The following is a 21,922-nucleotide window of genomic DNA, read 5'->3' as shown; positions in this document are numbered from 1 at the left end:
CACAGCTTTCACACTCGGCTTCACATTAATCACCAGTGCGGGACGCTTAGCTGCGAGACGGCAATACGTTTGCGCCAATAGCACACGCGTCTGTGGGCTTTACGGCGTTACCAGAATATGCGTCAGTACATGATTAATATAGTAGTTGCTGCGACCAATCCTTTGTTTTTTCAGAAAGCCCGTTTCCGCCAGCACATCCAGATACTTGGTGGCCGTTAGCCTGGACACATGTAAATCGTTCTGCAAAAACTCAATTTTCGTGTACGGGTGCATGAACAAGCTATTGATGAGATCCTGGCTATAAAACTTGTGCTGCTCACGAATGCGATGCTTGTAATCCAACAACGCATCACGAATGGCAATCACAGTTTTTACCGTCTGCTGTGCTGTTTGCTCCACAGCTTCCAGCATGTAAAGCACCCAATCCTCCCAAGCATCGCGGTCACGTACGGCTTGTAGCAAGCGATAGTAGTCACTTTTGGTTTGCACGATATGGCGGCTCAAATACAGCACCGGAATGTCAAGCAAACCCTCTTTGACCAGATACAGCACATTCAAAATGCGCCCGGTACGTCCGTTACCATCGTAGAACGGGTGAATGCTCTCGAATTGGTGGTGAATTAGCGCCATTTTGATGAGCGGGTCCACCGATACGGCCTCGGGATCATTGATGGCTCGTTCCAGGTCGCGCATCAGCGCCACAATAGTGTCCGGCTCCTGGGGTGGGGTGTACACCGTATCGCCCGCACCGTCTTTAAGCGCCGTACCAGGTAATTTTCGAAAGCCTGCATGATTACGCTCCAGCTCTCTCTGGATTTCCACCAAGTGATTGGCTGTCAACAGGCCCGTGTCCTTGACTAGCCTAAAGCCGGTATACAGAGCTTGCCGATAGCTCAACACTTCCTTGCTAGTCGCAGACATCTGCGCTTCAAGTGAGACATCGTCTTTAAACAGTTCATCATGCGTGGTCACGATGTTCTCAACTTCCGAACTATCCTTGGCCTCCTGCAAACCCAAGGTGTTGATGAGAATGCCTTGATTAGGAATTGACGCCGCGATGCCCTTGAGTTCGGCTAGCTGACGGCTACTGCTGGCCAGCTTTTTCAGAATTGGCGTAGTATCAAAACGGCTGGGGCGCAGGGTTACAAGGCTGTCCATGGCTGCCACATGTATAGAAAACGTCAATTTTTATACATATCCGAGCAGACATGTATAAAAAAACGTATTTCGTACACAAGTCCGGACTACCTTACCACCTCAGGTGTGCATAGCAAGCCACACTTTCCTATGCATAAGCTGTGCCGGAAGAGTTCAAGCATCATTGATATCAAACCTCAAACCGTGACCGAATCCCTCTTCAACCCCATTAACCGCGACCGCAACCAGAACTCCTTGCTCTGGCTGTTCGACACACTCGAGCGCGACGCGGGCTATATGCGGCGGCAGATGTTCGGCTGTCAGGCGGCCTACTTGGATGGCCGGTTGTATCTCGTTGTCGCTGACAAAGGCGATCCCTGGGACGGCCTGCTGGTCTGCACGTCACAGGAACAGCATGCCGGGCTGATGCAGGAGATGCCGGCGTTGCGCCCGCATGCCGTCCTGGGAAAATGGCTATATGTGCCACAAGACGATCCCGAGTTCGAATCGATAGCGGAAAAGCTGGTGGCCCTGGCGCTGGCACGCGATTCGCGCTTTGGTGTCGAACCCAAACCGCGCAAACGCAAACAGCGCCTATTTACCTGAGCCGCCTCACCGGGCACGACCGCGCGCTTTGCACGGCCGCGCTCTGGCTTGGCGAAGCTCTGCAATCAATCCCACACGGGGGCCAAACCCTCAGGACTGACTTCGCGGCCATTACGCTCCAATGCAGCGATTTGCGCCATGTCGTCTGCGTCCAGCTTCAGATCACGTGCGAGCAGATTGCTGGCCAGGTTTTCGCGTTTGGTCGAGGATGGAATTACGGCATATCCCAGATGCAGGGCCCAGGCCAACGCCACTTGCGCTACGGTCGCCTGATGCTTGTCCGCAATTTTTGCCAGCACCGGGTCTTTCAGCACCTTGCCATAGGCCAGCGTCATGTACGAGGTCACGGTGATGCCCTGCTCCTTGAGAAAGGCCGTCAGCTTGTGATTCTGCAGATAGGGGCTCAACTCGATCTGGTTGGTGGCGATCTCGCCCTTGCCCACCACATCAATAGCCTGCTTGGTCAGCTCGATATTGAAATTCGAGATACCGATCTGGCGGGTCAGCCCCAGCGATTTGGCCTCGGCCAGGGCCTCCATGTATTCCGGCAGCGCCACGCCGTTGCCCGGCGCGGGCCAGTGGATCAAGGTCAGATCGACATGATCGGTGCGCAGTTTTTCCAGGCTTTCGCGCAGGCTGGGCACGAGTTTGGACTTGGCGTAGTTGTCGGTCCAGATCTTCGTGGTCACGAACAAGTCGGCACGTTTGACGCCGCTATCGGCGATAGCTTTGCCGACTTCGGCTTCATTGCCGTAGATCTGCGCCGTATCGACTGCGCGATAGCCTACATCGAGTGCATTGCGGACCGAATCAATCACGGTCTGGCCAGTCAGGCGAAAGGTGCCAACACCAAAAGAAGGAATACTCATGAAAATCTCCGATTCAAATTAAAAGCGATAAGGGGACGGTTGGCGCTTGCTCACGCGCAGTGCGCTACACGGCGGCGGCTCGCGCCGCTCAGCCAGACCAGTCCCAGGCCACCTGCCGCCAAGGCGGCGCCCGCCAACGGCACTGCGGCATAACCCAACCCTTGGCTGATGACAACGCCGCCCAACGCGGCGCCCACCGCATTACCCAAATTAAAGGCGCCGATGTTCACCGACGAGGCCAGGCCCGGCGCCTGGGCAGCCGCCTGCATCACGCGCATCTGCACCGGCGGCACGATGCCGAAGGCGGCCGCGCCCCACACCACCAATCCGATCGCCGTGCCCACATGCGTCGTCATCAACCACGGCAGTATGGCCATGACAATCGCCAGCGTCGCGAGGATCAGCTTCGTCGCGCCGTCGAGCGACCAGTCAGCCAACCGGCCACCCAACGTATTGCCAACCGTAAAGCCTACGCCAATCAACACCAGCGCAAAAGCCACGAATCCAGGGCTGGCATGGGTAATGTCGGCCAACACCGGGGCAACATAGGTGTACAGCGTGAACATGGCGCCCGCGCCCAACACGGTCGTGCTCATGGCCAGCAGCACCTCGGGGCGCGTCAGCACCTTCAGTTCGCGGCGCACTTCGGGGCGCTTGCCCGGCTCGCCTTTAGGCAATGCCACCCACAATGCGGCAATAGTGATCAGGCCCAACACGGCCGTGCCGGCGAAAGACATGCGCCAACCGACTTGCTGCCCGATCCAGGTCGCCGCCGGCACGCCGCCGATATTGGCTACCGTCAGGCCCATGAACATGGCTGCAATGGCACTGGCCTGTTTCTCTCTAGGCACAACGCTCGCCGCGACCACTGCACCGAGTCCGAAGAATGCGCCGTGGTTGAGGCTCGTGATCAGGCGTGACAGCAACAGCGTCGTATAGCCCGGCGCAAACGCCGACAACAGATTGCCGATGGTGAAGATGAGCATCAGCGACATCAGCGCCGTACGTTTGCCAAAGCGGCTGAACAGCAGGGTCATGATCGGCGCACCGATCATCACGCCCACGGCGTAGGCCGAAACCAACATGCCGGCGGTGGGGATACTGACCTGCACGCCGTCGGCGATGACCGGTAACAGGCCCATGGGCGAGAACTCGGTCGTGCCAATGGCGAATGCGCCAGTGGCCAACGCGAGCAAAGCAGCTGAGGATTTCATCTCGGCCGTTCCTTGAATCAATAGGGTGAAAATGGGGAGTAATGCCTGCGAGGACGAATTCACGATGTCATGCGTTCGGTCTCTCGATGGGATGCAGTATGCCGGTTTAATATTTGCAGATTAAGCCTAGTATCGATCAAAGATATTTGATTTAATATCAACAATGAAAACCACACTCGACGAATTGCAGGCCTTTATAGCGGTGGTGGACACGGGGACGATCACTGCCGCATCCGAGGCGCTCGGGCTGACGATTTCGGCCACCAGCCGCACGCTGGGCCGCCTCGAAGAAAAGCTGCAAACCACCCTGCTGCGCCGGACTACCCGGCGGCTGGAGCTGACCGAGGAAGGCGCGGCATTCCTGCAACACGCCCGCGCCATCCTGGCCTCGGTGGACGAGGCCGAGGAACAGATGGCCGCGCGGCGCATGCGCCCGGCCGGGCGGCTACGGGTCGATGCGGCCACCCCCTTCATGCTGCATGTCCTCGTGCCGCTGATCGCAGGCTTTCGTGAACGCTACCCCGAGGTGGAACTGGAACTGACCTCGAACGAAGGCTTTATTGATTTGATCGAAAAACGCACAGACGTGGCGTTTCGTATTGGCGCCCTCAAAGACTCCACCCTGCATGCGCGCCTGGTGGGTACCAGCCACCTACGGCTGCTCGCCAGCCCTGGCTATCTCAAGCGTCACGGCACACCGACCGAGCCTGGGCAACTTGAACAGCACGCGCTACTGGGATTCACACAACCCGAATCCCTGAATGACTGGCCGTTACGCAATACGGACGGCAACACCCTACACATCAAACCAACGATCGCATCCTCCAGCGGGGAAACCCTGCGACGCATGGCGTTGGAGGGGTTGGGCATCGTCTGCCTGTCGAATTTCATGTCGGGCGAGGACCGCCGCAAAGGCGATCTGGTGCAAGTCCTATCCAAGCATACGCTCGAGGTGCGCCAATCGATCAACGCGGTCTACTATCGCAACACCACGGTGGCCGCACGGATTACGTGCTTTGTGGACTACGTGATCGAGGTTCTGGGCAAACGCGCCTACGCCTGAACGCACGCAGGCCGCCCCAAGGTAAAAACGCCCCCTCGGGGATGAGCCCGGACACGGGGCAGTCCCCTGCGGACTGTTCCGTGCCTGGCGAATCCGAGCGGCGTGCCAGCCGCGAGGTGGACAAGCAAGCCGAAGGTGCAGCGTGGGGGCATTTTTTATCGCTGTTGGTGTTGGCGGCGTTTGCTGCTCTTGATTGTCTCTATGGAGGCGTCCCTGCCGCGTGCCTGGGCGTGGCGCCGGGCCTATCGCACGGACTCGGCCCATGACCAGGGGCCTCGGTCCGCTGCGCGGACTAAATCCGTGCTCAACGGCCCGGCGCCACGCCCAGGCACGCGACAGGGACTCATGATGAGGGAATGCAACGAGGGCTGATTGCCATCAGCGGTTTTCGAAGCTGTCTTTGCTAATGCATAGGCAGGGTTCGTGTCACGTGGCCAGACTGGACGCCAATCAACGGAGTCTGCTCAACAACGAGAAGAGTATAAACATCCGTCAATGGCAGACATTGCGAGCAGGAGGTCGGCGTGTAAAAGCCCCGCCGGGCCGTTGAGCCGCGATTTAGCCCGCGAAGCGGGCCGAGGCCCCTGCTCATGGGCCGAGTCGCGGCGATAGGCCCGGCGGGGCTTTTACACGCCGACCTCCTGCGCCAAAAGAACTCCACACTACGCATGCCACAGACTACAACCCTGTGGGGAAAAATGCCCTGGGGCTTACAGGCAAATGCTTTAAGCGACCGCGACCGGAATTTTGCCGATGCGTGCCTGCCATTCCTTCGGACCGGTAGTGTGCACCGACGTGCCTTCGGAATCGACCGCCACCGTGACTGGCATGTCTTTTACGTCGAACTCGTAGATGGCTTCCATGCCCAGGTCTTCAAAGGCCAGCACGCGCGCCTCGCGAATCGCCTTGGACACCAGATAGGCAGCGCCGCCGACAGCCATCAAGTAGGCCGACTTGTGCTTGCGGATGGCCTCGATAGCGACAGGGCCGCGCTCGGACTTGCCGATCATCGAGATCAAGCCGGTCTGGGCCAGCATCATCTCGGTGAACTTGTCCATGCGGGTCGCCGTGGTGGGACCAGCCGGGCCAACCACCTCGTCGCGCACCGGATCCACCGGGCCCACGTAGTAAATGACGCGGTTGGTGAAATCTACCGGCAGCGGCTCGCCCTTGGCCAGCATGTCCTGAATACGCTTGTGCGCGGCATCGCGGCCGGTCAGCATCTTGCCCGACAGCAACAGGGTCTGGCCGGGTTTCCAGCTCGCGACCTCGGCGGGGGTCAGGGTGTCCAGGTTCACTTGCTTGGATTTGTTGTAATCCGGCGCCCAGTGGACCTCGGGCCATTCCGACAAGGACGGCGGATCCAGACGAGCCGGACCGGAACCATCCAACTCGAAGTGAGCGTGACGCGTGGCCGCACAGTTCGGAATCATCGCAACCGGCTTGGAGGCCGCGTGCGTCGGGAAGGTGTTGATCTTGACGTCCAGCACGGTGGTCAGGCCGCCCAGGCCCTGCGCGCCGATGCCCAGTGCGTTGACCTTTTCGTAGAGTTCGATACGCAGCTCTTCGAGCTTGTTCTGCGGGCCGCGGGCCAGCAGTTCGTACATATCGATGTCTTCCATGAGCGACTGCTTGGCCATCAACATGGCTTTTTCAGCCGTGCCGCCGACGCCGATGCCCAGCATGCCGGGCGGGCACCAGCCCGCGCCCATCGTCGGCACCGTCTTGAGCACCCAGTCGATCAGCGAGTCGCTGGGGTTCAACATGACGAACTTGGACTTGTTCTCGGAGCCACCGCCTTTCGAGGCGATTTGCACGTCGACCTTGTCACCGGGGACAAGCTCGACGTGCAAAATACAGGGTGTGTTGTCGCGGGTGTTTTTACGGGCAAAGATCGGATCGTCCAACACCGAGGCGCGCAGCGGATTGTCAGGATTGGTGTATCCCTGGCGCACGCCTTCGTCGCACAGTTCCTGCAGCGTACGCTTGGTCTCAAAGCGCACGTCCATGCCTACTTTCAGGAATACGTTGACGATACCCGTGTCCTGGCACAGCGGACGCTTGCCCTCGGCGCACATGCGCGAGTTGGTCAGGATCTGGGCCATGGCATCACGCGCAGCCGGGCTTTCCTCGCGCTCGTAGGCGCGGGCCAGATGGCGGATATAGTCAACGGGGTGGTAATAGCTGATGAACTGAATCCCATCAGCAATAGACTGTATGAAGTCTTCTTCTTTGATCAGAGTAGACATGGCGATTTAAGCAAAAGCAACAAAAATGGAATAAGCGGCCCGACTGGCGGGCCGCACGATAATCAACAACTTATTTTAGGCCTCGACGCGCCAGCCTATTTGCCTTGCCACACGGGCTTGCGTTTTTCGGCAAAGGCAGTGGCGCCCTCTTTGGCGTCGGCCGAGGTGAAAATATGGGCAATCAGCGGGCGCTGGCGGTCAAACATGCCTTCTTGATCCCAATCCGTCCCCTGGGCCACGATGCTCTTGGCCGTCTGCACGGCCAGCGGGCCGTTTTCGACGATGACGCGGGCCAATTCCAGTGCGCCCTCCAGCGCCTTGCCCGGTTCGGTCAGGCGATTGACCAGGCCATAACCATGCGCGCGCTCGGCACTCAGCATCTCGCCGGTCAAAATGAATTCCATGGCGATGTGATAGGGCAGACGGCGCGGCAAACGCAGCAAACCGCCAGCGCCAGCCACCAGGCCGCGCTTGACCTCGGGCAGGCCGAACTTGGCGTTATTCGCCGCAACGATCAGATCAGACGCCAATGCCATCTCACACCCGCCGGCCAGCGCATAGCCCTCAACGGCGGCGATCAATGGTTTGCGCGGCGGGCGCTCGTTCAGCCCGGCAAAGCCGCGGCCCTCGACATAGGGCCGCTGGCCGCTCTGCGCAAAAGCCTTCAGGTCCATGCCCGAGGAAAACGTCCCGCCTGCGCCGGTCAGAATGCCGATGCGCACGTCATCGCGGCTGTCCAGCTCATCGAGCGCCGCGGCCATGGCCTGTGCGGTCTCCAGGTTGATGGCATTCTTGGCCTCGGGGCGGTTGACGGTAATGATCTGGATACCGTCGGTGACCTCGACCTTGATCAATTCAGACATGCAATGCTCCCAGGGCGGACATTCGGCCCGCGGTTATCTATAAGACTTACGGAGATACCGAATCATACGACCATCGGCGCGAGCTTGCCTCCACCCCCGTGGCGCCAGGAGAAAAGGCGGCGCTTTGCCCGGATATACGCTGCGTCACGGGCTGTCCACCCAGCGAACGCCCAGGCCAGTTAAAATGGCCGACTTTCCCGCCTACAGGGGCCGGACTGCTCCCGCAGACCAGCTGCCCGGCGACCCGAATTCCAAGAATCTTATGCTCACCTTTCAGCAAATCATTCTCACGCTCCAGGACTACTGGGACAAGCAGGGCTGCGCGCTGCTGCAACCGTACGACATGGAAGTCGGCGCGGGCACCTCGCACACAGCCACGTTCCTGCGCGCCATCGGGCCGGAGCCCTGGCGCGCCGCCTATGTGCAACCCTCGCGCCGCCCCAAAGACGGCCGTTACGGCGAAAACCCCAACCGCCTGCAACACTATTACCAATATCAGGTCGTCCTGAAACCCGCGCCCCCTGAGATCCTGGATCTGTACATCGGCTCGCTGAAAGCACTGGGGATCGACCCCACTCAGCACGATATCCGTTTCGTCGAAGACGACTGGGAAAACCCCACGCTCGGCGCCTGGGGCCTGGGCTGGGAAGTCTGGCTCAACGGCATGGAGGTCACGCAATTCACGTACTTCCAGCAAGTCGGCGGCCTGGACTGCACACCCACCACCGGTGAAATCACCTATGGCCTCGAACGTCTGGCCATGTATCTGCAGGGCGTCGAAAGCGTCTACGACCTGGTCTGGACCGAGGGCACCAACGGCAACCGCGTGCTGTATCGCGACGTGTTCCACCAGAACGAAGTCGAGCAGTCCACCTACAATTTCGAGCACTCCTCGGCGGACATGCTGTTTGCGCATTTCAACGACTACGAGGCCGAGGCCAAGCGCCTGATGGACGTGCCGCTGGCCCTGCCCGCCTACGAGGCCGCGCTCAAGGCCGCGCACACCTTCAACATGCTGGATGCGCGTGGCGCCATCAGCGTGACCGAGCGTGCCGCCTATATCGGCCGTATCCGCAACCTGTCGCGCGCCGTCGCGCAGGCCTATTACGATTCCCGTGAACGACTGGGCTTTCCCATGCTGGCTGGCCGCCGCACCGAGGAGGCCGCGTAAATGACCACCCATATCCGTCCCCTGCTGGTCGAACTGCTGACCGAAGAACTCCCGCCCAAGGCCCTGCAAAAACTCGGCCAGGCTTTTGCCGAAGGCATACGCGCCACGCTGGACAAGCATGGCCTGCTTGCCGCCGGCAACCAGACCACCGCGTACTCGACGCCGCGCCGTCTGGCCGTGCGCCTGTCACAGGTACTCGAGCAAGCCCCCGATCAGGACTACGCCGAAAAGCTGATGCCCGTGAAAATCGGCCTCGATGCTGACGGCAAACCCACCCCGGCGCTGGCGAAAAAACTGGCGGCCAAAGGCTTGGAAAACATCGATCCGGCCACGCTGGCTCGCGAATCCGACGGCAAACAAGACTATCTGGTTGCGCGCGGCATCGCTCCAGGCGCCAAGTTGGCCGAGGGCCTGCAGGAGGGCCTGCAAGCCGCGATCGACGGCCTGCCGATCCCCAAGGTCATGCGCTACCAGTTGGCCGATGGCGTCACGACAGTGAAATTCGTGCGACCCGCGCACAGCCTGATCGCCCTGTATGGCGCGGACATCGTGCCGATCTCCGCACTGGGCCTGACCGCCGGCCGCAGCACGCTCGGCCACCGCTTCATGGCCAATGGGCCGATAGAGATTGCTGAGGCCGACGCGTACGAGACCGCCCTGGCCGAACAAGGCCACGTGATCGCCTCGTTCGAAACGCGCCGTGCCGACATTGCCCAGCAATTAAAGGCCCACGCCAAACGCCTGGCCACCGTGCTGGAAACGTCATCGGATTCGGGCTCGGCTCAAGGCGATCAGGGGATCCTGGGCAACGACCCCGAAGTCGCCGCGCTGTTGGACGAGGTCACCGCCCTGGTCGAACACCCCACCGTCTACGAGGGGCAGTTTGACGAGCAATTCCTGCAAGTCCCGCAGGAATGCCTGATTCTGACCATGCGGCTCAATCAAAAATACTTCCCGCTGTTCGACCCGGCCACCGGCAAGCTCACGCATCGTTTCCTGATCGTCAGCAACATGCACACGGACAACCCGGTCAACATCGTCGAAGGCAACCAGCGCGTGGTGCGCCCCCGCCTGGCCGACGCACAGTTCTTCTTTGACACCGATCGCAAAACGCCGTTGGCGGCACGTGTCGAGCAACTGGGCAGCATCGTGTATCACAACAAATTGGGCACACAGCTCGAACGCGTAGAGCGCGTGCGCGCGATTGCCCGAGGCGTAGCCAAGCAGCTCGGCAGCGATATCTCGGCCGCGGACCGCGCCGCCTTGCTGGCCAAAGCCGACCTGGGCACCAATATGGTGGGCGAATTCCCCGAGCTGCAGGGCGTCATGGGGGCTTACTATGCCGCCGGCGATGGCGAGCCCGCATCGGTCGTCCAGGCGCTGCGCGATCAATATCGCATCCGCCTGGATGCGCCTGTAGACGCCGAGGGCATCACCGCCGCGATCCTGTTCATCGCCGAGCGCGCCGAGACGCTGATCGGTATCTGGGGCATCGGCCTGGCGCCGACCGGCGAGCGCGATCCGTTCGGCTTGCGCCGTGCGGCTCTGGGCGTGATCAGCGCCTTTGAACAGTTGGCTGCAGGCAATTGGCTGGCCGCCAGCGCCGATGGCCCGCTGTCGCTGAACAGCCTGCTGACCCTGGCTGCGGAGACCTTCCCGGCAGGCAAGATCCCGGCCGACACGCTGGCCGAAGTCCGCACGTTCATCTATGAACGCTATCGCAACCAACTGGCGGGCGAATTCGACCGCAATGCCGTCGATGCCGTCATCGCCCTGGCGCCGCCGCTGCACCAGGTCGCCGCCCGCGTCCGTGCTGTCACCGCATTCGGTCAACTGCCCGAGGCGGCGAGCCTGGCGGCTGCGAACAAACGCATCGGCAACCTGCTCAAAAAGGCCGAAAGCGAGATAGGCGCAGTCGATACGGCCCGCCTGACCGAGCCTGCCGAGCAAGCTCTGGCAGCATCCGTGGCAGCGCTGCGTCCGCAGGCCGAGGCCCAGCTGCAAGCCGGCGATTTCGCCGGCAGCCTCAGCACGCTCGCCCAAGCCCGCCAACCCGTCGACGCGTTCTTTGCCGATGTCATGGTCATGGCAGAAGACCCCGCCGTGCGCGCCAACCGCTTGGCCTTGCTCTCGCAATTGCACGGCCTGATGAACCAAGTCGCTGACATTTCCAGGCTGGCACAGTGAAGCTGATCATTCTCGACCGCGATGGCGTCATCAATCAGGACAGTGACGCCTTTGTCAAAAACCCCGATGAATGGATCGCCTTGCCGGGCAGCCTGGCGGCGATCGCCCGCCTGTCTCAGGCAGGCTATACCGTCACGGTGGCGACAAACCAATCGGGCCTGGCGCGCGGCTTGTTCGATACCCCCACGCTCAATGCCATTCATGCCAAGCTGTACCGCGAGGTCTCCCAGGCAGGCGGGTTGGTCGATTCCATTTTCCTGTGTCCGCACGGCCCGCAAGACGGCTGCTCATGCCGCAAGCCCCTGCCCGGCATGTACCACGACATTGCGCGCCGCTACGACGCCGATCTGACCGGCGTCCCCGCAGTGGGCGACTCGCTGCGCGATTTGCAGGCAGCCTCGGCCGCTGGATGCACGCCGTGGCTGGTGCTGACAGGCAACGGCCCCAAGACACAACAAGGCACATTGCCGCCCGGCACACGCATCGCCGCCGATCTCTCGGCTGTGGCCGACGCCTTGTTGCAGGAAGCTTGAGCCATGGCCTGGTTGCGTTCGCTGTTGTACATGGTGTTTTTGATCGTCACGGTCATCCCTTACGCCTTTGCGTGTCTGCTGTGGGCGCCGTTGCCACTGCACTGGCGCTACAAACTCACAGTCGGCTGGCCACGCCTGGCGATCTGGGGAGCACGTTTTTTCTGCGGGATCCGCTGGCAGGTCAAAGGCGCAGAAAATCTGCCCGATGGCCCTGCCGTGCTGCTGTCCAAGCACCAATCGGCCTGGGAAACGCTGTTTTTCCCGGCCCACATGCCGCGTGAAGTCTGCTTCGTCTACAAAAAAGAACTGCACATGGTGCCGTTCTTTGGCTGGGGCCTGGCGCTGTTGCGCATGATCCCTATTGACCGCTCCAAGGGCCGGGACGCCTTTGAACAAGTCATCAAACAGGGCCAGCAGCGCATGGACGAAGGCCGCTGGCCGTTGCTCTTTCCCGAGGGCACGCGCGTGCCTCCCGGAAAAACGGCGCGCTTCAAAATGGGCGGCGCCCTGTTAGCCTCGCGCACTGGCGCCGCCGTCATTCCCGTCGCCCACAACGCGGGCGAATGCTGGCGCCGCAACGCCTTTGTCAAGCGTCCTGGCCTCATCACCCTGTCCATCGGACCCACGATAGAATCACAGGGTCTCACTCCCGACGAACTCAATGCCAAAGTGCAGGCGTGGATCGAAGGGGAAATGCGTCAACTCAACCCTGAAAGGTATGCCCAAGAACGGTCAGCTTGAACTTCTGTTCTCTCAGCCTGTAGCGTCTGCCGCAGCCACACCCGGCGGCGAACCGCTGCAGGCTGCCAGTGCTGATGCCGTCTCAGCGGGGGCTCTCGGCCTCTCTGAAGGCAGCATGCCATCCACAGACGTTCTGGCGCCGCCCATTGCCCTTCAACCGCCTCCGCCCGTCAGGCCGGGGGTCACCATCATCGCCACGCCCTGTCCGGATCCCCTGCCCCCGGGCGCCCGTTGGCGCGAAGTCGCGACGGAACAGCAAGCCATAGGCTTTGTTCTGCTGCGCTCACGCCGGCGCAGCATCGGCTTTGTCATCGCTGATGATGGCCTGCGCGTCACAGCGCCCAACTGGGTCACGCTCACGCAAATCGACGACGCCGTGCGGGAAAAGTCGCGCTGGATCCTCGCTAAATTACGAGACTGGCAGGCCCGCAAAGAACAACTCGCGATGTCCGAGACCCGCTGGCAAGCAGGCGGCGAGCTCCCTTATTTGGGTAAACGCATCGTACTGGGGCTGAACGCGGAAAACCGCCAAGCAAAGTTCTCCAGCGACGTTGACGCACCCAACGATGGCGACACGTTGTGGCTGGCGTTGCCGGCCCACGCCGATTCCTCACGCATCCGCGATGCTGCGCAAGCGTGGCTGCAACAACGCGCCGGCACCTTGTTCGGCACCCGCCTGGCACACTTTCTACAGATCAGCGGCCTGAAGATCCGCCGCTGGCGTCTTTCAGCGGCGGCAACGCGATGGGGCTCATGCACCAGCGATGGCAACATCATGTTGAACTGGCGCCTGATCCATTTCGCGCCAGCCATCATTGATTACGTCATTGCACATGAGCTCGCCCATCTGCGCGAAATGAACCACAGCCAGGATTTCTGGGCCGAAGTCGGCCAGATCCTGCCCGGCTTCGAAGAAGCCAAAAACGTGCTGCGGCGGCACGATCCCAAAACGCTGCCTCAGTTTTAGGCTCCACCGTTATGGAACTGCGCCAGCTACGCTATTTCGTCAAAGTGGCCGAATATGGCAGCATGGGCCGCGCCGCGGCAGATCTTGGCGTCGTCACCTCCGCCCTCAGCCAACAGATCAGCCGCCTGGAAAGCGAACTCTCTACGCGTTTGCTCACCCGTACCTCGAGCGGCGTCGTCCCGACCGATGCGGGCGTGGCCTTTCTGCGCCAGGCTCAACTGGCCCTGCGCCATGCCGATGGCGCCGCGCGGGCCGCCAAGGCCGCCCGTTTGATCGGCGAGGTCAGCCTGGGGCTGCCCGCAACAACAGCATCGATATTGGCCGTGCCGTTTTTGCAGGCCATGCGCGAACGCTATCCCGATGTACGCGTACATCTGGTCGAAAGCCTGTCCGGCTACCTGAGCGCCATGCTGAACGCACGCCAGCTGGATCTGGCCGTCGTTTTCCGCACTGAAACTGCGCGACGCTGGAGCACCCTGCCGCTCATCGATGAACGGCTGTTCCTGATCGCGCCGCCTGACATGCCTGGCCTGCCCCCTGATGGACCCGTGCGTTTGCGCGACATCGCCAATCTACCCCTGCTCATGCCTAGCGCCAGCCATGGCTTGCGGGCGCAAGTCGACGCATCTTTTGCGCGCCTGCGCATGGAATTCAACCTCGCTGCCGAAATTGATGGCCTGGACGTGCTGATGGATCTGGTGCGCAATGGCTTTGGCGCCACCATTCAACCCGGCGCCGCCATCGTACGACTGCGCGGCGAGCCCCTGGCCGTGCGGCAGATCACCGACCGCCATCTGCGGCGCACCAATCTGCTGGCAAGCGTCTCTGACGACGAACTCTCGCCGGCCGCATTGGCAGCCCGGGTTTTGCTGGCCCAAACCGTCGAAAACCTCGTTCGGGCAGGCACGTGGCCCGGGGCGACTCTTCACAAATCGTGAACAACCGTTGACGATCGTAGGCTAGCGCGCACCTCTCGCACGCCCCTATAGTGCAGGCCTGACTACACAAGCCTACACACCCCATGATTGACGTATTGGTTATTGGCGGCGGCAACGCCGCCCTGTGCGCTGCCTTGATGGCGCGCGAAGCCGGCGCCAGCGTACTGCTGCTGGAGGCCGCGCCCAAAGCCTGGCGTGGCGGCAACTCGCAGCACACTCGCAATCTGCGCTGCATGCACGACGCCCCTCAGGACGTCCTGGTAGAAGCCTATCCGGAAGAAGAATTCTGGCAAGACTTGCTGAAAGTCACGGGCGGCATCACCAATGAACACCTGGCCCGGCTCGTCATCCGTGCATCGTCCACCTGTCGTGACTGGATGCGCAAACATGGCGTGAATTTTCAGCCGCCATTGTCCGGCGCACTGCATGTTGCCCGCACCAACGCCTTTTTCATGGGCGGCGGCAAGGCACTCGTGAACGCCTACTACCGCAGCGCCGAGGCGCTCGGCGTGCAGATCCGCTACGACGCGCCTGTCGATTCGCTGGAACTGGAGAACGGCCGTTTCGTCGCGGCCCGTATCGGCGACGAACGCATCACCGCGCGCAGTTGCGTCCTGGCCGCAGGGGGCTTTGAGTCCAATCGCGAATGGCTGCGCGAGGCCTGGGGACAGAACGAACGCGGCGAATGGCCTGCCGACAATTTCCTGATTCGCGGCACGCGTTTCAACATGGGCGTGCTGTTGAAATTCATGATCGACGCTGGCGCCGATACCATCGGCGACCCGTCGCAGTCGCACTGCGTCGCCATCGACGCGCGCGCACCGCTATACGACGGTGGCATCTGTACCCGCATCGACTGCGTCTCGCTGGGCGTGGTCGTCAACCGCGACGCACAACGCTTCTACGACGAAGGCGAGGACTTCTGGCCCAAGCGCTATGCCATCTGGGGCCGCCTCACCGCCATGCAGCCCGGTCAAATCGCCTATTCCATCATTGACGCCAAAGCCATCGGCCGATTCATGCCACCGGTGTTCCCGGGTGTCCAGGCCGACACTCTGCCCGAGCTGGCGCGCAAACTCGGCCTGGACGAAGCCCAGTTCATGCGCACATTGACCGACTACAACGCCGCCTGCCGCGTCGGCACATTCGATCACACCCAACTCGACGACTGCCATACCGAGGGAGTGCAGCCGGCCAAGACCCACTGGGCTCGCCCGCTGGACACGGCCCCCTACTACGGCTACGCCCTGCGGCCTGGCATCACGTTTACCTATCTGGGATTGAAAGTCGACGACACAGCCGCCGTTCGTTTCAACGACCAACCGAGCGACAACCTGTTTGTCGCGGGCGAAATGATGGCCGGCAATGTGCTGGGCAAAGGCTATACCGCCGGCGTCGGCATGTCGATCGGCACCGCCTTTGGCCGCATCGCCGGCACACGTGCAGCCGCCTCGGCCCTGGCGCAACGGAACACAGGAGCACAACGTGAAGCAGCTTGAAGCGCTCGTTCATCAAGCGCGCGAAACACTGCCGCCTGCGACAGCCACCACATCGCAGATGGCACGCAACGGTATCAACTCATCCGCAACCATGACAGAAAAACCCGTGCAATGGCACGCCAAAGGCACAGCGATCACGCCGGCTGCCTTGAGCGATGACGAAACCGAAGTCGCTCGCGTCATGCAGATCTGCAATGCCTGCCGTTACTGTGAAGGGTTCTGCGCCGTCTTTCCCGCCATGACGCGGCGGCTGGAGTTCGGCAAAGCCGACATCAACTACCTGGCCAACCTCTGCCACAACTGCGGCGCCTGTCTGCACGCCTGCCAATATGCGCCGCCTCATGAATTTGCCGTGAACGTGCCGCAGGCCATGGCCAAAGTCCGTGTGCAGACCTATAGCGACTACGCCTGGCCCAGCGCATTAGGCAAGCTATACAAAAAAAATGGACTGACCCTGTCCATCGCGGCTGCGGGTGCATTGGCGCTATTCCTGGTGCTCACCGTCGCCATCACCGGCGGCCTCTTGCACGAACCGCTCGCCGGCAACTTCTACGCCATCTTTCCGCACAACACCTTGGCATTGATGTTCGGGCTGGTGTTCGTCTTCGCGATCATCGCGCTCGGCATAGGCGTCACGCGTTTCTGGCGCGACGTCTCACCTGGCACCGCCAGTGGCGCTGCCGTCGCCGAGGCCACTCACGATGCGCTACGGCTGAAATACCTCGATGGCGGACACGGCAAAGGCTGCAACAACGCCGACGACGCATTTACCTTGCTGCGCCGGCGTTTTCACCACCTGACGTTCTACGGTTTCATGCTGTGTTTCGCCGCCACCAGCGTCGCCACGCTCTACCACTATGCGTTTGGCTGGGAAGCCCCCTATCCCTATTTCAGCCTGCCTGTGTTGCTGGGCACCGTCGGAGGCATCGGCCTATTGATCGGGCCTGCGGGTTTGCTCTGGCTGAATCTCAGACGCCATCCTCTGCAAGGCGATGCGGCACAAAAGCCCATGGATCGCGGTTTTATCGCCCTGCTGTTCCTGACCAGTCTGACCGGCCTGCTCCTGCTCGCGCTGCGCGAAACCAGTGCAATGGGACTCTTTCTCGCCATCCATCTGGGCGTAGTGATGGCACTGTTCCTGACCCTGCCCTACGGGAAATTTGCGCATGGCATCTATCGCTGCGCATCCCTGTTGAAATGGTCCATCGAAAAACGGCAGCCCGACAATTTGAAATTGGGATCTGACTGACAACACGTTCGAGATGGTGCGGGGATTCGTTGTTGCCCTTGACGGGCAATCTCGAATCCCCGCGCCAATTCGACATCAGAAATGGAGACACACATGACAAAATTCCTGACCCAGACGGCCTGTGCCCTCGCACTGACGGCAGCCGCCAGCATCCTACCCGCAACCGCGCAGACCTTTCCTGCACGGCCGATCACGCTGGTCGTGCCGCACTCGGCCGGAGGCACCTCCGATATCCTGGCGCGTACGGTCGCTGCCGAGGCCGCGAAGATCCTTGGCCAAAGCATCATCGTCGAGAACAAAGGCGGTGCCAACGGATCGATTGCAGCGAAAACTGTAGCCACCGCGGATCCCGATGGCTACACCCTGCTGCTCGCCACCGCCAGCACGCATGGCATCAACCCCGCGTTGTACAAAAAGCTGAACTACGACGCGATCAAGGACTTTACCCCCGTGACCCTGCTGGCCACCGTGCCCAACGTGCTGGTCGTCAACAAGGAAGTTCGCGCCACCAACGTCCAGGAATTGATCGCCGAGATCAAAGCCAAGAGCAATGCCTTCAATATGGGATCCGCCGGTGCGGGCACGCCAGGACATCTGGCCGGAGAAATGTTCAAACAACGTGCCGGCCTGGAATTTGTCCACGTCCCCTACAAAGGCGGCAGCCCAGCGCTGGCCGATTTGATCGGCGGCCAAGTGCAATTCATGTTCACGACCATTCCCGGCGCCATGCCCCTGATCAAGGCCAATAGCGTGCGTGCGCTGGCAGTCACTTCGCCCCGCCGCTCGCCGGCCCTGCCCGATCTGCCCACGATGGCCGAATCCGGCTTGCCTGGATTCCAGGCGATTTCCTGGCATGGCGTCGTCGCACCGGCCGGCACACCCGCAGCCACCGTCGATACACTGAATCAAGCACTGACCAAAGCCCTGGCCACGCCCGAAGTGCGGCAACGCCTGATGGAAGAAGGCGCCGAGGCAGCAGGCCTGGGTTCCAAGGAATTCGGAACCTTCATCCAGCAAGAAATCGATACCTGGGCCAAGGCAGTCAAAGCATCCGGCGCAACGGCCAACTAGCATTCACGCTGATGGGGTGCCTCGAGTCACCCCTGCCTGGCGAACCTGCGGCGCGAAATTTCCTCAAACCAACAAGCGCCCTACACGATTGGATGAGCCTCGCCCAGATACTCATCCAATCGACTGACCAGATTGGCACGCGCGCGATGCGTATGTAAATCCGTCAACTCGACTGCCAACACGCTGTCGCCCGCGGCGATGGCCTTCGCGATGGCTTCGTGCTCGTCCCAGATGGCTTCACGTTGCTGCATCGACGACTGCAGCACAGCACCCATCACACGCCGTAAATGGACCCAATAAATCTGGGCGCTCTGTTCCAGCAACGGATTCCCCGCTGCGCGGTATATCGCCTGATGGAATTCCATGTCCACATCGATCATGGCTTTCACATCCTTGCCACGCGCGATCTTGCGGCCACGGACAATGATGCCCGGATCTACCTGAAATTTCCGTGCAGCCGCCAGACGCGCCGCCAACGCATCCAGCGAGCCGCGTATCTCGTACAAATGCCCCACTAGGGCCCCGTCCAGGGGAGTCACCAGCACTCCCCGACCCGGTGCGTCCTGCACAAATCCATCCTTCTTCAGAATGCGCAGCGCCTGAATCACCGGCGACCTCGACACCTGCATTTGCTCGGCGATTTCCTCCTGCGTCAGGCGGGTGCCAGGCGCCAAGGTGCCATCGCTGATAGCGTCAAGCAGCATTTGGTAAACCTCGTCCACGAAATCGGGACGAGACTGGATTCTGGGAAGGGTGACAGCCATAACTAGCCTTTTGTACTCGGTATTCAAAGTATTTTGAGCCAGCGCGCCACTTGCTGCAATCGCCGCGCACGCCCGGGGAAACGAATCAGGGGCTTGACTTTTCCACCGCCGAAGCAAAAAATAGCGCAAACTCTGTATACAGAGTTCAGAGTTCAGAGTTCAATTAGGCAATAAACACGGAGACAGCGCATGACCAAAGCCTTTGAAAAACTCGAGTCCCCTCGTTCGACGGGCAGCAGTGCCACGACGAAGAGGCTGATTCCCTATGGTGGCTATTACGCCAATCGCACACCTGACCATGATCCCGAGCTCACCGAAACCGGCCCCGGGACGCCGTTGGGGGAATACATGCGCCGATTCTGGCAACCCGTTTGCATGTCGATGGAATTGACCGACACGCCCAGGTTTCTGAAAATCCTGTGCGAGGAGCTCGTGGCCTTTCGCGATGGCAGCGGTCGCGTCGGCGTCCTGCATGCGCATTGCGTACACCGAGGCGCCTCGCTGGAATACGGCGCCATTCAAGAGCGCGGTATCAAATGCTGCTATCACGGCATGGTGTTCGACGTCGACGGCTCATGCCTGCACGTGCCGTTCCCCAAAGGCGAGGAAAAAGAAGCAGAAAAATACGCCTGTTCCATTCAGCAAGGCGCCTACAAAGCCATAGAACGCAATGGCCTCGTCTTCGCTTATATGGGACCGCCCGACGAGGAGCCGCCATTCCCGGAGTGGGAACAAGACTTTACGGTGCTGCCTGGCGACGAGTTGGTGCCATATAGCAACTTTCAACACTGCAATTGGCTGCAAGTACAGGACAACGCCGCCGACAACTTCCACCCTACCGCCCTGCATGCCGCGAAAAACGTTGTCGATGGCCATTTCCAGGGCACGACCTTTGACGAGGTCGGCGCCGCATCAATGGAAGTCGCGCCCGACATGCAATTCATCCCTATCCACCAAGGCCGCGGTCTGGCGTGTGCAGGAGCCAGGCGCGTCGACAAAGACAAGATGTTCCTGCGTATTCAACACCAGGTGCTGCCCAATCTGAGCCTGCACGCCTACACCTCTGAAGACGGCTCGCAAAAGAAACTCTTCAGCCGGTTCCACATCATTCGGTGGACGGTTCCGGTCGACGACGAAAATAGCAAGATGATCGGCTGGCGGGTCATGGGGCCAGGCATCGACACTCGCGGCGTAGGCAACAAAAGCCTGGTCGGCTACGAGACGATCGATTTCCTCGAGGGCCAAGTCGCCATGCGCAGGCCGGAGCGTTTCGGCCAATACAAACTCGAAGACATACCGCCCATTCCATCGAACCACCGGGAACGGCACAACTATAAAGAAGCCCAGTACGCCCCAGGGGATTACGAGGCCATCATCAGTCAGCGCCCGATCGCCGTTCACGCGCTGGAGAATCCCACCAAATTCGACGCCGGGCTCTATGCATTTCGGAAAATGTTGCGAGACGCCGTGCGCGGCACCAACGCGGCCGCCGCCGCACAGGGATTCGCGCAGTGGTTGCGCGATGTCAACGGCGCACCTAACAGCTACTGCAGCGGGAACGTCTTTGAACTCCCCTTGGCCGATTCGATAGAACAGGAAGTCGCCAATCGCCGGCAGCTTGCTCGCAAAGCCGTCGCCATCCTGACCGAAGCCGATCATCTGCACGGCACTGAACGCGCCGAGTTCGTCAAAGCCCGGTTCGATGAGCTTGAAAGCAGCTTGAAATCCTGAACAGAGTGATCACCGACTGACGGGATAGGCGGCGGCATCGCCTATCCCGACCATCAAAACGAGAATGACGATGAACTCTTCCAAGACCGAACAGGAAGCGCTGACCCACTTGGAACTGGTCCTGCGGCAAGTACGCAGAGAGGCGATAGGGATAAACTCCTACGAACTCGTAGCCCCGGACCAGAAAGACCTTCCTCCCTTCACCGCCGGCGCTCATATCGATGTACACATTGCGCCGGGCGTCATACGGCAATACTCGCTTTGCAATGATCCCTCAGAGCGGCACCGTTATGTCATCGCCGTATTGCGAGACGAAACCGGCCGTGGAGGCTCACGCGGGATGCACGACGATCTGCGCGTTCCGGACAAATTGAAAGTCAGCATCCCACGAAACAACTTCCCGCTTTCCGAGCAACCTCGCAAAACCCTATTGATTGCGGGGGGCATAGGTATCACTCCCCTCAAATCGATGATCCATGCGCTGGAGGCGCAAGCGAAAAACTACGAGCTCCACTACTGTTCGAAAAGCGCGGAATACGCAGCGTTTCAACAAGAGCTGAAACAGGCCGCCAAGACGGGAAATATCCACTGTCATTTCGATGGCGGCAACCCTCAAAAAGGCCTGGATATCGCCGCACTGTTGCGCGAGCCTCAAACAGAAACGCACGTCTACTACTGCGGTCCGGGCGGGTTCATGGAGGCGTGCAAACAGGCCAGCACGCATTGGCCAGCAGGCACGATTCACTGCGAGCACTTCAAAGCCCCGGCCAAGCCCATTCCGATCGACACCGAACACGCGGCCGACGAATACACCGTCGAGCTGGCAAAATCGGGGCAACGTGTCACGGTATCCCGGGACCAAAATCTGGCGGAAGTGCTGCAACAAGCAGGCGCCGCACTGGAAACATCCTGCCAGGCGGGGCTCTGCGGCACCTGCAAGTGCAGATATTTATCCGGAGACGTGGATCATCAGGACTTCATTCTGGACGATGACGAGCGCCGCGATTTTTTGACGCCATGTGTTTCGCATGCCAATGGCGGCACCTTGGTGCTGGACTTATAAGCCATCA

At 60.7% G+C, this 21,922-nt stretch carries 20 protein-coding genes; 14 read left to right on the top strand and 6 right to left on the bottom strand.

Going from position 1 to position 21,922, the window contains the following annotated elements; genetic code table 11:
• Positions 1-99: 99 nt before the first annotated feature.
• Complete coding sequence (locus tag ACYVI2_RS21245; RefSeq protein WP_415822374.1) at positions 100-1,158, bottom strand: Fic family protein; 1,059 nt, start codon at positions 1,156-1,158, stop codon at positions 100-102.
• A 183-nt stretch (positions 1,159-1,341) separates the two neighbouring features.
• On the opposite strand from ACYVI2_RS21245, the gene ACYVI2_RS21240 reads away from it, so the two are divergent.
• Positions 1,342-1,743: a hypothetical protein gene (locus tag ACYVI2_RS21240; protein WP_415822376.1), complete on the top strand. Its 402-nt coding sequence runs from the start codon at positions 1,342-1,344 to the stop codon at positions 1,741-1,743.
• A 65-nt stretch (positions 1,744-1,808) separates the two neighbouring features.
• Here ACYVI2_RS21240 and dkgB read toward each other — a convergent pair whose 3' ends face one another.
• Positions 1,809-2,612, bottom strand: coding sequence for a 2,5-didehydrogluconate reductase DkgB (dkgB, locus tag ACYVI2_RS21235; protein ID WP_415822377.1), 804 nt, complete (start codon positions 2,610-2,612; stop codon positions 1,809-1,811).
• A gap of 50 nt (positions 2,613-2,662) precedes the next feature.
• On the bottom strand, positions 2,663-3,826 hold the full coding sequence (locus tag ACYVI2_RS21230) for an MFS transporter (RefSeq protein WP_415822379.1): 1,164 nt from the start codon (positions 3,824-3,826) through the stop codon (positions 2,663-2,665).
• A gap of 163 nt (positions 3,827-3,989) precedes the next feature.
• On the opposite strand from ACYVI2_RS21230, the gene ACYVI2_RS21225 reads away from it, so the two are divergent.
• Both ACYVI2_RS21225 and ACYVI2_RS21220 read left to right on the top strand, forming a co-directional pair.
• Entirely contained in the window at positions 3,990-4,889 is a 900-nt protein-coding gene (locus ACYVI2_RS21225) for a LysR substrate-binding domain-containing protein (RefSeq protein WP_415822380.1), read from the top strand.
• Positions 4,890-4,969: 80 nt separating this feature from the next.
• Positions 4,970-5,155, top strand: a complete 186-nt coding sequence (locus ACYVI2_RS21220; RefSeq protein WP_415822382.1) for a hypothetical protein — start codon at positions 4,970-4,972, stop codon at positions 5,153-5,155.
• A 459-nt stretch (positions 5,156-5,614) separates the two neighbouring features.
• Here ACYVI2_RS21220 and ACYVI2_RS21215 read toward each other — a convergent pair whose 3' ends face one another.
• Positions 5,615-7,138 carry a fumarate hydratase gene (locus ACYVI2_RS21215; RefSeq protein ID WP_415820113.1) on the bottom strand — a complete coding sequence of 508 codons (1,524 nt, stop codon included), beginning with the start codon at positions 7,136-7,138 and terminating at the stop codon, positions 5,615-5,617.
• Between the two features lie 95 nt (positions 7,139-7,233).
• Positions 7,234-8,001: a crotonase/enoyl-CoA hydratase family protein gene (locus tag ACYVI2_RS21210; protein WP_415820114.1), complete on the bottom strand. Its 768-nt coding sequence runs from the start codon at positions 7,999-8,001 to the stop codon at positions 7,234-7,236.
• 262 nt (positions 8,002-8,263) lie between these two features.
• Here ACYVI2_RS21210 and glyQ point away from each other — a divergent pair, with 262 nt between their 5' ends.
• From glyQ to ACYVI2_RS21165, 9 genes are all read left to right on the top strand, one after another.
• Positions 8,264-9,172 carry a glycine--tRNA ligase subunit alpha gene (gene glyQ / locus ACYVI2_RS21205; RefSeq protein WP_415820115.1) on the top strand — a complete coding sequence of 303 codons (909 nt, stop codon included), beginning with the start codon at positions 8,264-8,266 and terminating at the stop codon, positions 9,170-9,172.
• A complete protein-coding gene (gene glyS, locus ACYVI2_RS21200; protein WP_415820116.1) occupies positions 9,173-11,359 on the top strand; it encodes a glycine--tRNA ligase subunit beta in 2,187 nt (728 codons plus the stop codon).
• On the top strand, positions 11,356-11,892 hold the full coding sequence (gene gmhB, locus ACYVI2_RS21195) for a D-glycero-beta-D-manno-heptose 1,7-bisphosphate 7-phosphatase (RefSeq protein ID WP_415820117.1): 537 nt from the start codon (positions 11,356-11,358) through the stop codon (positions 11,890-11,892). The genes glyS and gmhB overlap by 4 nt, the downstream gene beginning before the upstream one ends.
• 3 nt (positions 11,893-11,895) lie before the next feature.
• The gene (locus ACYVI2_RS21190; protein WP_415820118.1) at positions 11,896-12,633 is read left to right on the top strand and encodes a lysophospholipid acyltransferase family protein; all 738 of its coding nucleotides are present in this window, start codon (positions 11,896-11,898) and stop codon (positions 12,631-12,633) included.
• Entirely contained in the window at positions 12,611-13,600 is a 990-nt protein-coding gene (locus tag ACYVI2_RS21185; protein ID WP_415820119.1) for a M48 family metallopeptidase, read from the top strand. Before ACYVI2_RS21190 ends, ACYVI2_RS21185 begins: the two co-directional genes overlap by 23 nt.
• 11 nt (positions 13,601-13,611) lie before the next feature.
• The gene (locus tag ACYVI2_RS21180) at positions 13,612-14,538 is read left to right on the top strand and encodes a LysR substrate-binding domain-containing protein (RefSeq protein ID WP_415820120.1); all 927 of its coding nucleotides are present in this window, start codon (positions 13,612-13,614) and stop codon (positions 14,536-14,538) included.
• A gap of 83 nt (positions 14,539-14,621) precedes the next feature.
• Positions 14,622-16,037 (top strand): FAD-dependent tricarballylate dehydrogenase TcuA, encoded by a 1,416-nt coding sequence (gene tcuA / locus ACYVI2_RS21175; RefSeq protein ID WP_415820121.1) that lies wholly within the window; start codon positions 14,622-14,624, stop codon positions 16,035-16,037.
• A gap of 91 nt (positions 16,038-16,128) precedes the next feature.
• Complete coding sequence (gene tcuB, locus ACYVI2_RS21170) at positions 16,129-17,286, top strand: tricarballylate utilization 4Fe-4S protein TcuB (RefSeq protein ID WP_415820197.1); 1,158 nt, start codon at positions 16,129-16,131, stop codon at positions 17,284-17,286.
• 93 nt (positions 17,287-17,379) lie between these two features.
• Positions 17,380-18,357 (top strand): Bug family tripartite tricarboxylate transporter substrate binding protein, encoded by a 978-nt coding sequence (locus ACYVI2_RS21165; protein ID WP_415820122.1) that lies wholly within the window; start codon positions 17,380-17,382, stop codon positions 18,355-18,357.
• A gap of 80 nt (positions 18,358-18,437) precedes the next feature.
• Here the strand turns inward: ACYVI2_RS21165 and ACYVI2_RS21160 are convergent, their stop codons facing one another.
• Positions 18,438-19,121, bottom strand: coding sequence for a GntR family transcriptional regulator (locus ACYVI2_RS21160; RefSeq protein ID WP_415820123.1), 684 nt, complete (start codon positions 19,119-19,121; stop codon positions 18,438-18,440).
• A gap of 189 nt (positions 19,122-19,310) precedes the next feature.
• Between ACYVI2_RS21160 and ACYVI2_RS21155 the strand changes: the two genes are divergently transcribed.
• Together ACYVI2_RS21155 and ACYVI2_RS21150 are read left to right on the top strand one after the other, a co-directional pair.
• Entirely contained in the window at positions 19,311-20,852 is a 1,542-nt protein-coding gene (locus tag ACYVI2_RS21155) for a Rieske 2Fe-2S domain-containing protein (protein ID WP_415820124.1), read from the top strand.
• A gap of 70 nt (positions 20,853-20,922) precedes the next feature.
• Positions 20,923-21,915 (top strand): PDR/VanB family oxidoreductase, encoded by a 993-nt coding sequence (locus tag ACYVI2_RS21150; protein ID WP_415820125.1) that lies wholly within the window; start codon positions 20,923-20,925, stop codon positions 21,913-21,915.
• Positions 21,916-21,922: the final 7 nt, after the last annotated feature.

The organism is Bordetella tumbae (assembly GCF_054780995.1).
Note: the sequence above shows the minus strand (reverse complement) of the source record. Positions and strands in the feature narration are given on the sequence as shown.

Bases quoted from the DNA above. Each gene is read 5' to 3' on its own strand.
- ACYVI2_RS21245 (WP_415822374.1), bottom strand. From the start codon at position 1,158: ATGGACAGCCTTGTAACCCTGCGCCCCAGCCGTTTTGATACTACGCCA.
- dkgB (WP_415822377.1), bottom strand. From the start codon at position 2,612: ATGAGTATTCCTTCTTTTGGTGTTGGCACCTTTCGCCTGACTGGCCAG.
- ACYVI2_RS21230 (WP_415822379.1), bottom strand. From the start codon at position 3,826: ATGAAATCCTCAGCTGCTTTGCTCGCGTTGGCCACTGGCGCATTCGCC.
- ACYVI2_RS21225 (WP_415822380.1), top strand. From the start codon at position 3,990: ATGAAAACCACACTCGACGAATTGCAGGCCTTTATAGCGGTGGTGGAC.
- ACYVI2_RS21215 (WP_415820113.1), bottom strand. From the start codon at position 7,138: ATGTCTACTCTGATCAAAGAAGAAGACTTCATACAGTCTATTGCTGAT.
- ACYVI2_RS21210 (WP_415820114.1), bottom strand. From the start codon at position 8,001: ATGTCTGAATTGATCAAGGTCGAGGTCACCGACGGTATCCAGATCATT.
- glyQ (WP_415820115.1), top strand. From the start codon at position 8,264: ATGCTCACCTTTCAGCAAATCATTCTCACGCTCCAGGACTACTGGGAC.
- glyS (WP_415820116.1), top strand. From the start codon at position 9,173: ATGACCACCCATATCCGTCCCCTGCTGGTCGAACTGCTGACCGAAGAA.
- ACYVI2_RS21190 (WP_415820118.1), top strand. From the start codon at position 11,896: ATGGCCTGGTTGCGTTCGCTGTTGTACATGGTGTTTTTGATCGTCACG.
- ACYVI2_RS21185 (WP_415820119.1), top strand. From the start codon at position 12,611: ATGCCCAAGAACGGTCAGCTTGAACTTCTGTTCTCTCAGCCTGTAGCG.
- ACYVI2_RS21180 (WP_415820120.1), top strand. From the start codon at position 13,612: ATGGAACTGCGCCAGCTACGCTATTTCGTCAAAGTGGCCGAATATGGC.
- tcuA (WP_415820121.1), top strand. From the start codon at position 14,622: ATGATTGACGTATTGGTTATTGGCGGCGGCAACGCCGCCCTGTGCGCT.
- tcuB (WP_415820197.1), top strand. From the start codon at position 16,129: ATGACAGAAAAACCCGTGCAATGGCACGCCAAAGGCACAGCGATCACG.
- ACYVI2_RS21165 (WP_415820122.1), top strand. From the start codon at position 17,380: ATGACAAAATTCCTGACCCAGACGGCCTGTGCCCTCGCACTGACGGCA.
- ACYVI2_RS21160 (WP_415820123.1), bottom strand. From the start codon at position 19,121: ATGGCTGTCACCCTTCCCAGAATCCAGTCTCGTCCCGATTTCGTGGAC.
- ACYVI2_RS21155 (WP_415820124.1), top strand. From the start codon at position 19,311: ATGACCAAAGCCTTTGAAAAACTCGAGTCCCCTCGTTCGACGGGCAGC.
- ACYVI2_RS21150 (WP_415820125.1), top strand. From the start codon at position 20,923: ATGAACTCTTCCAAGACCGAACAGGAAGCGCTGACCCACTTGGAACTG.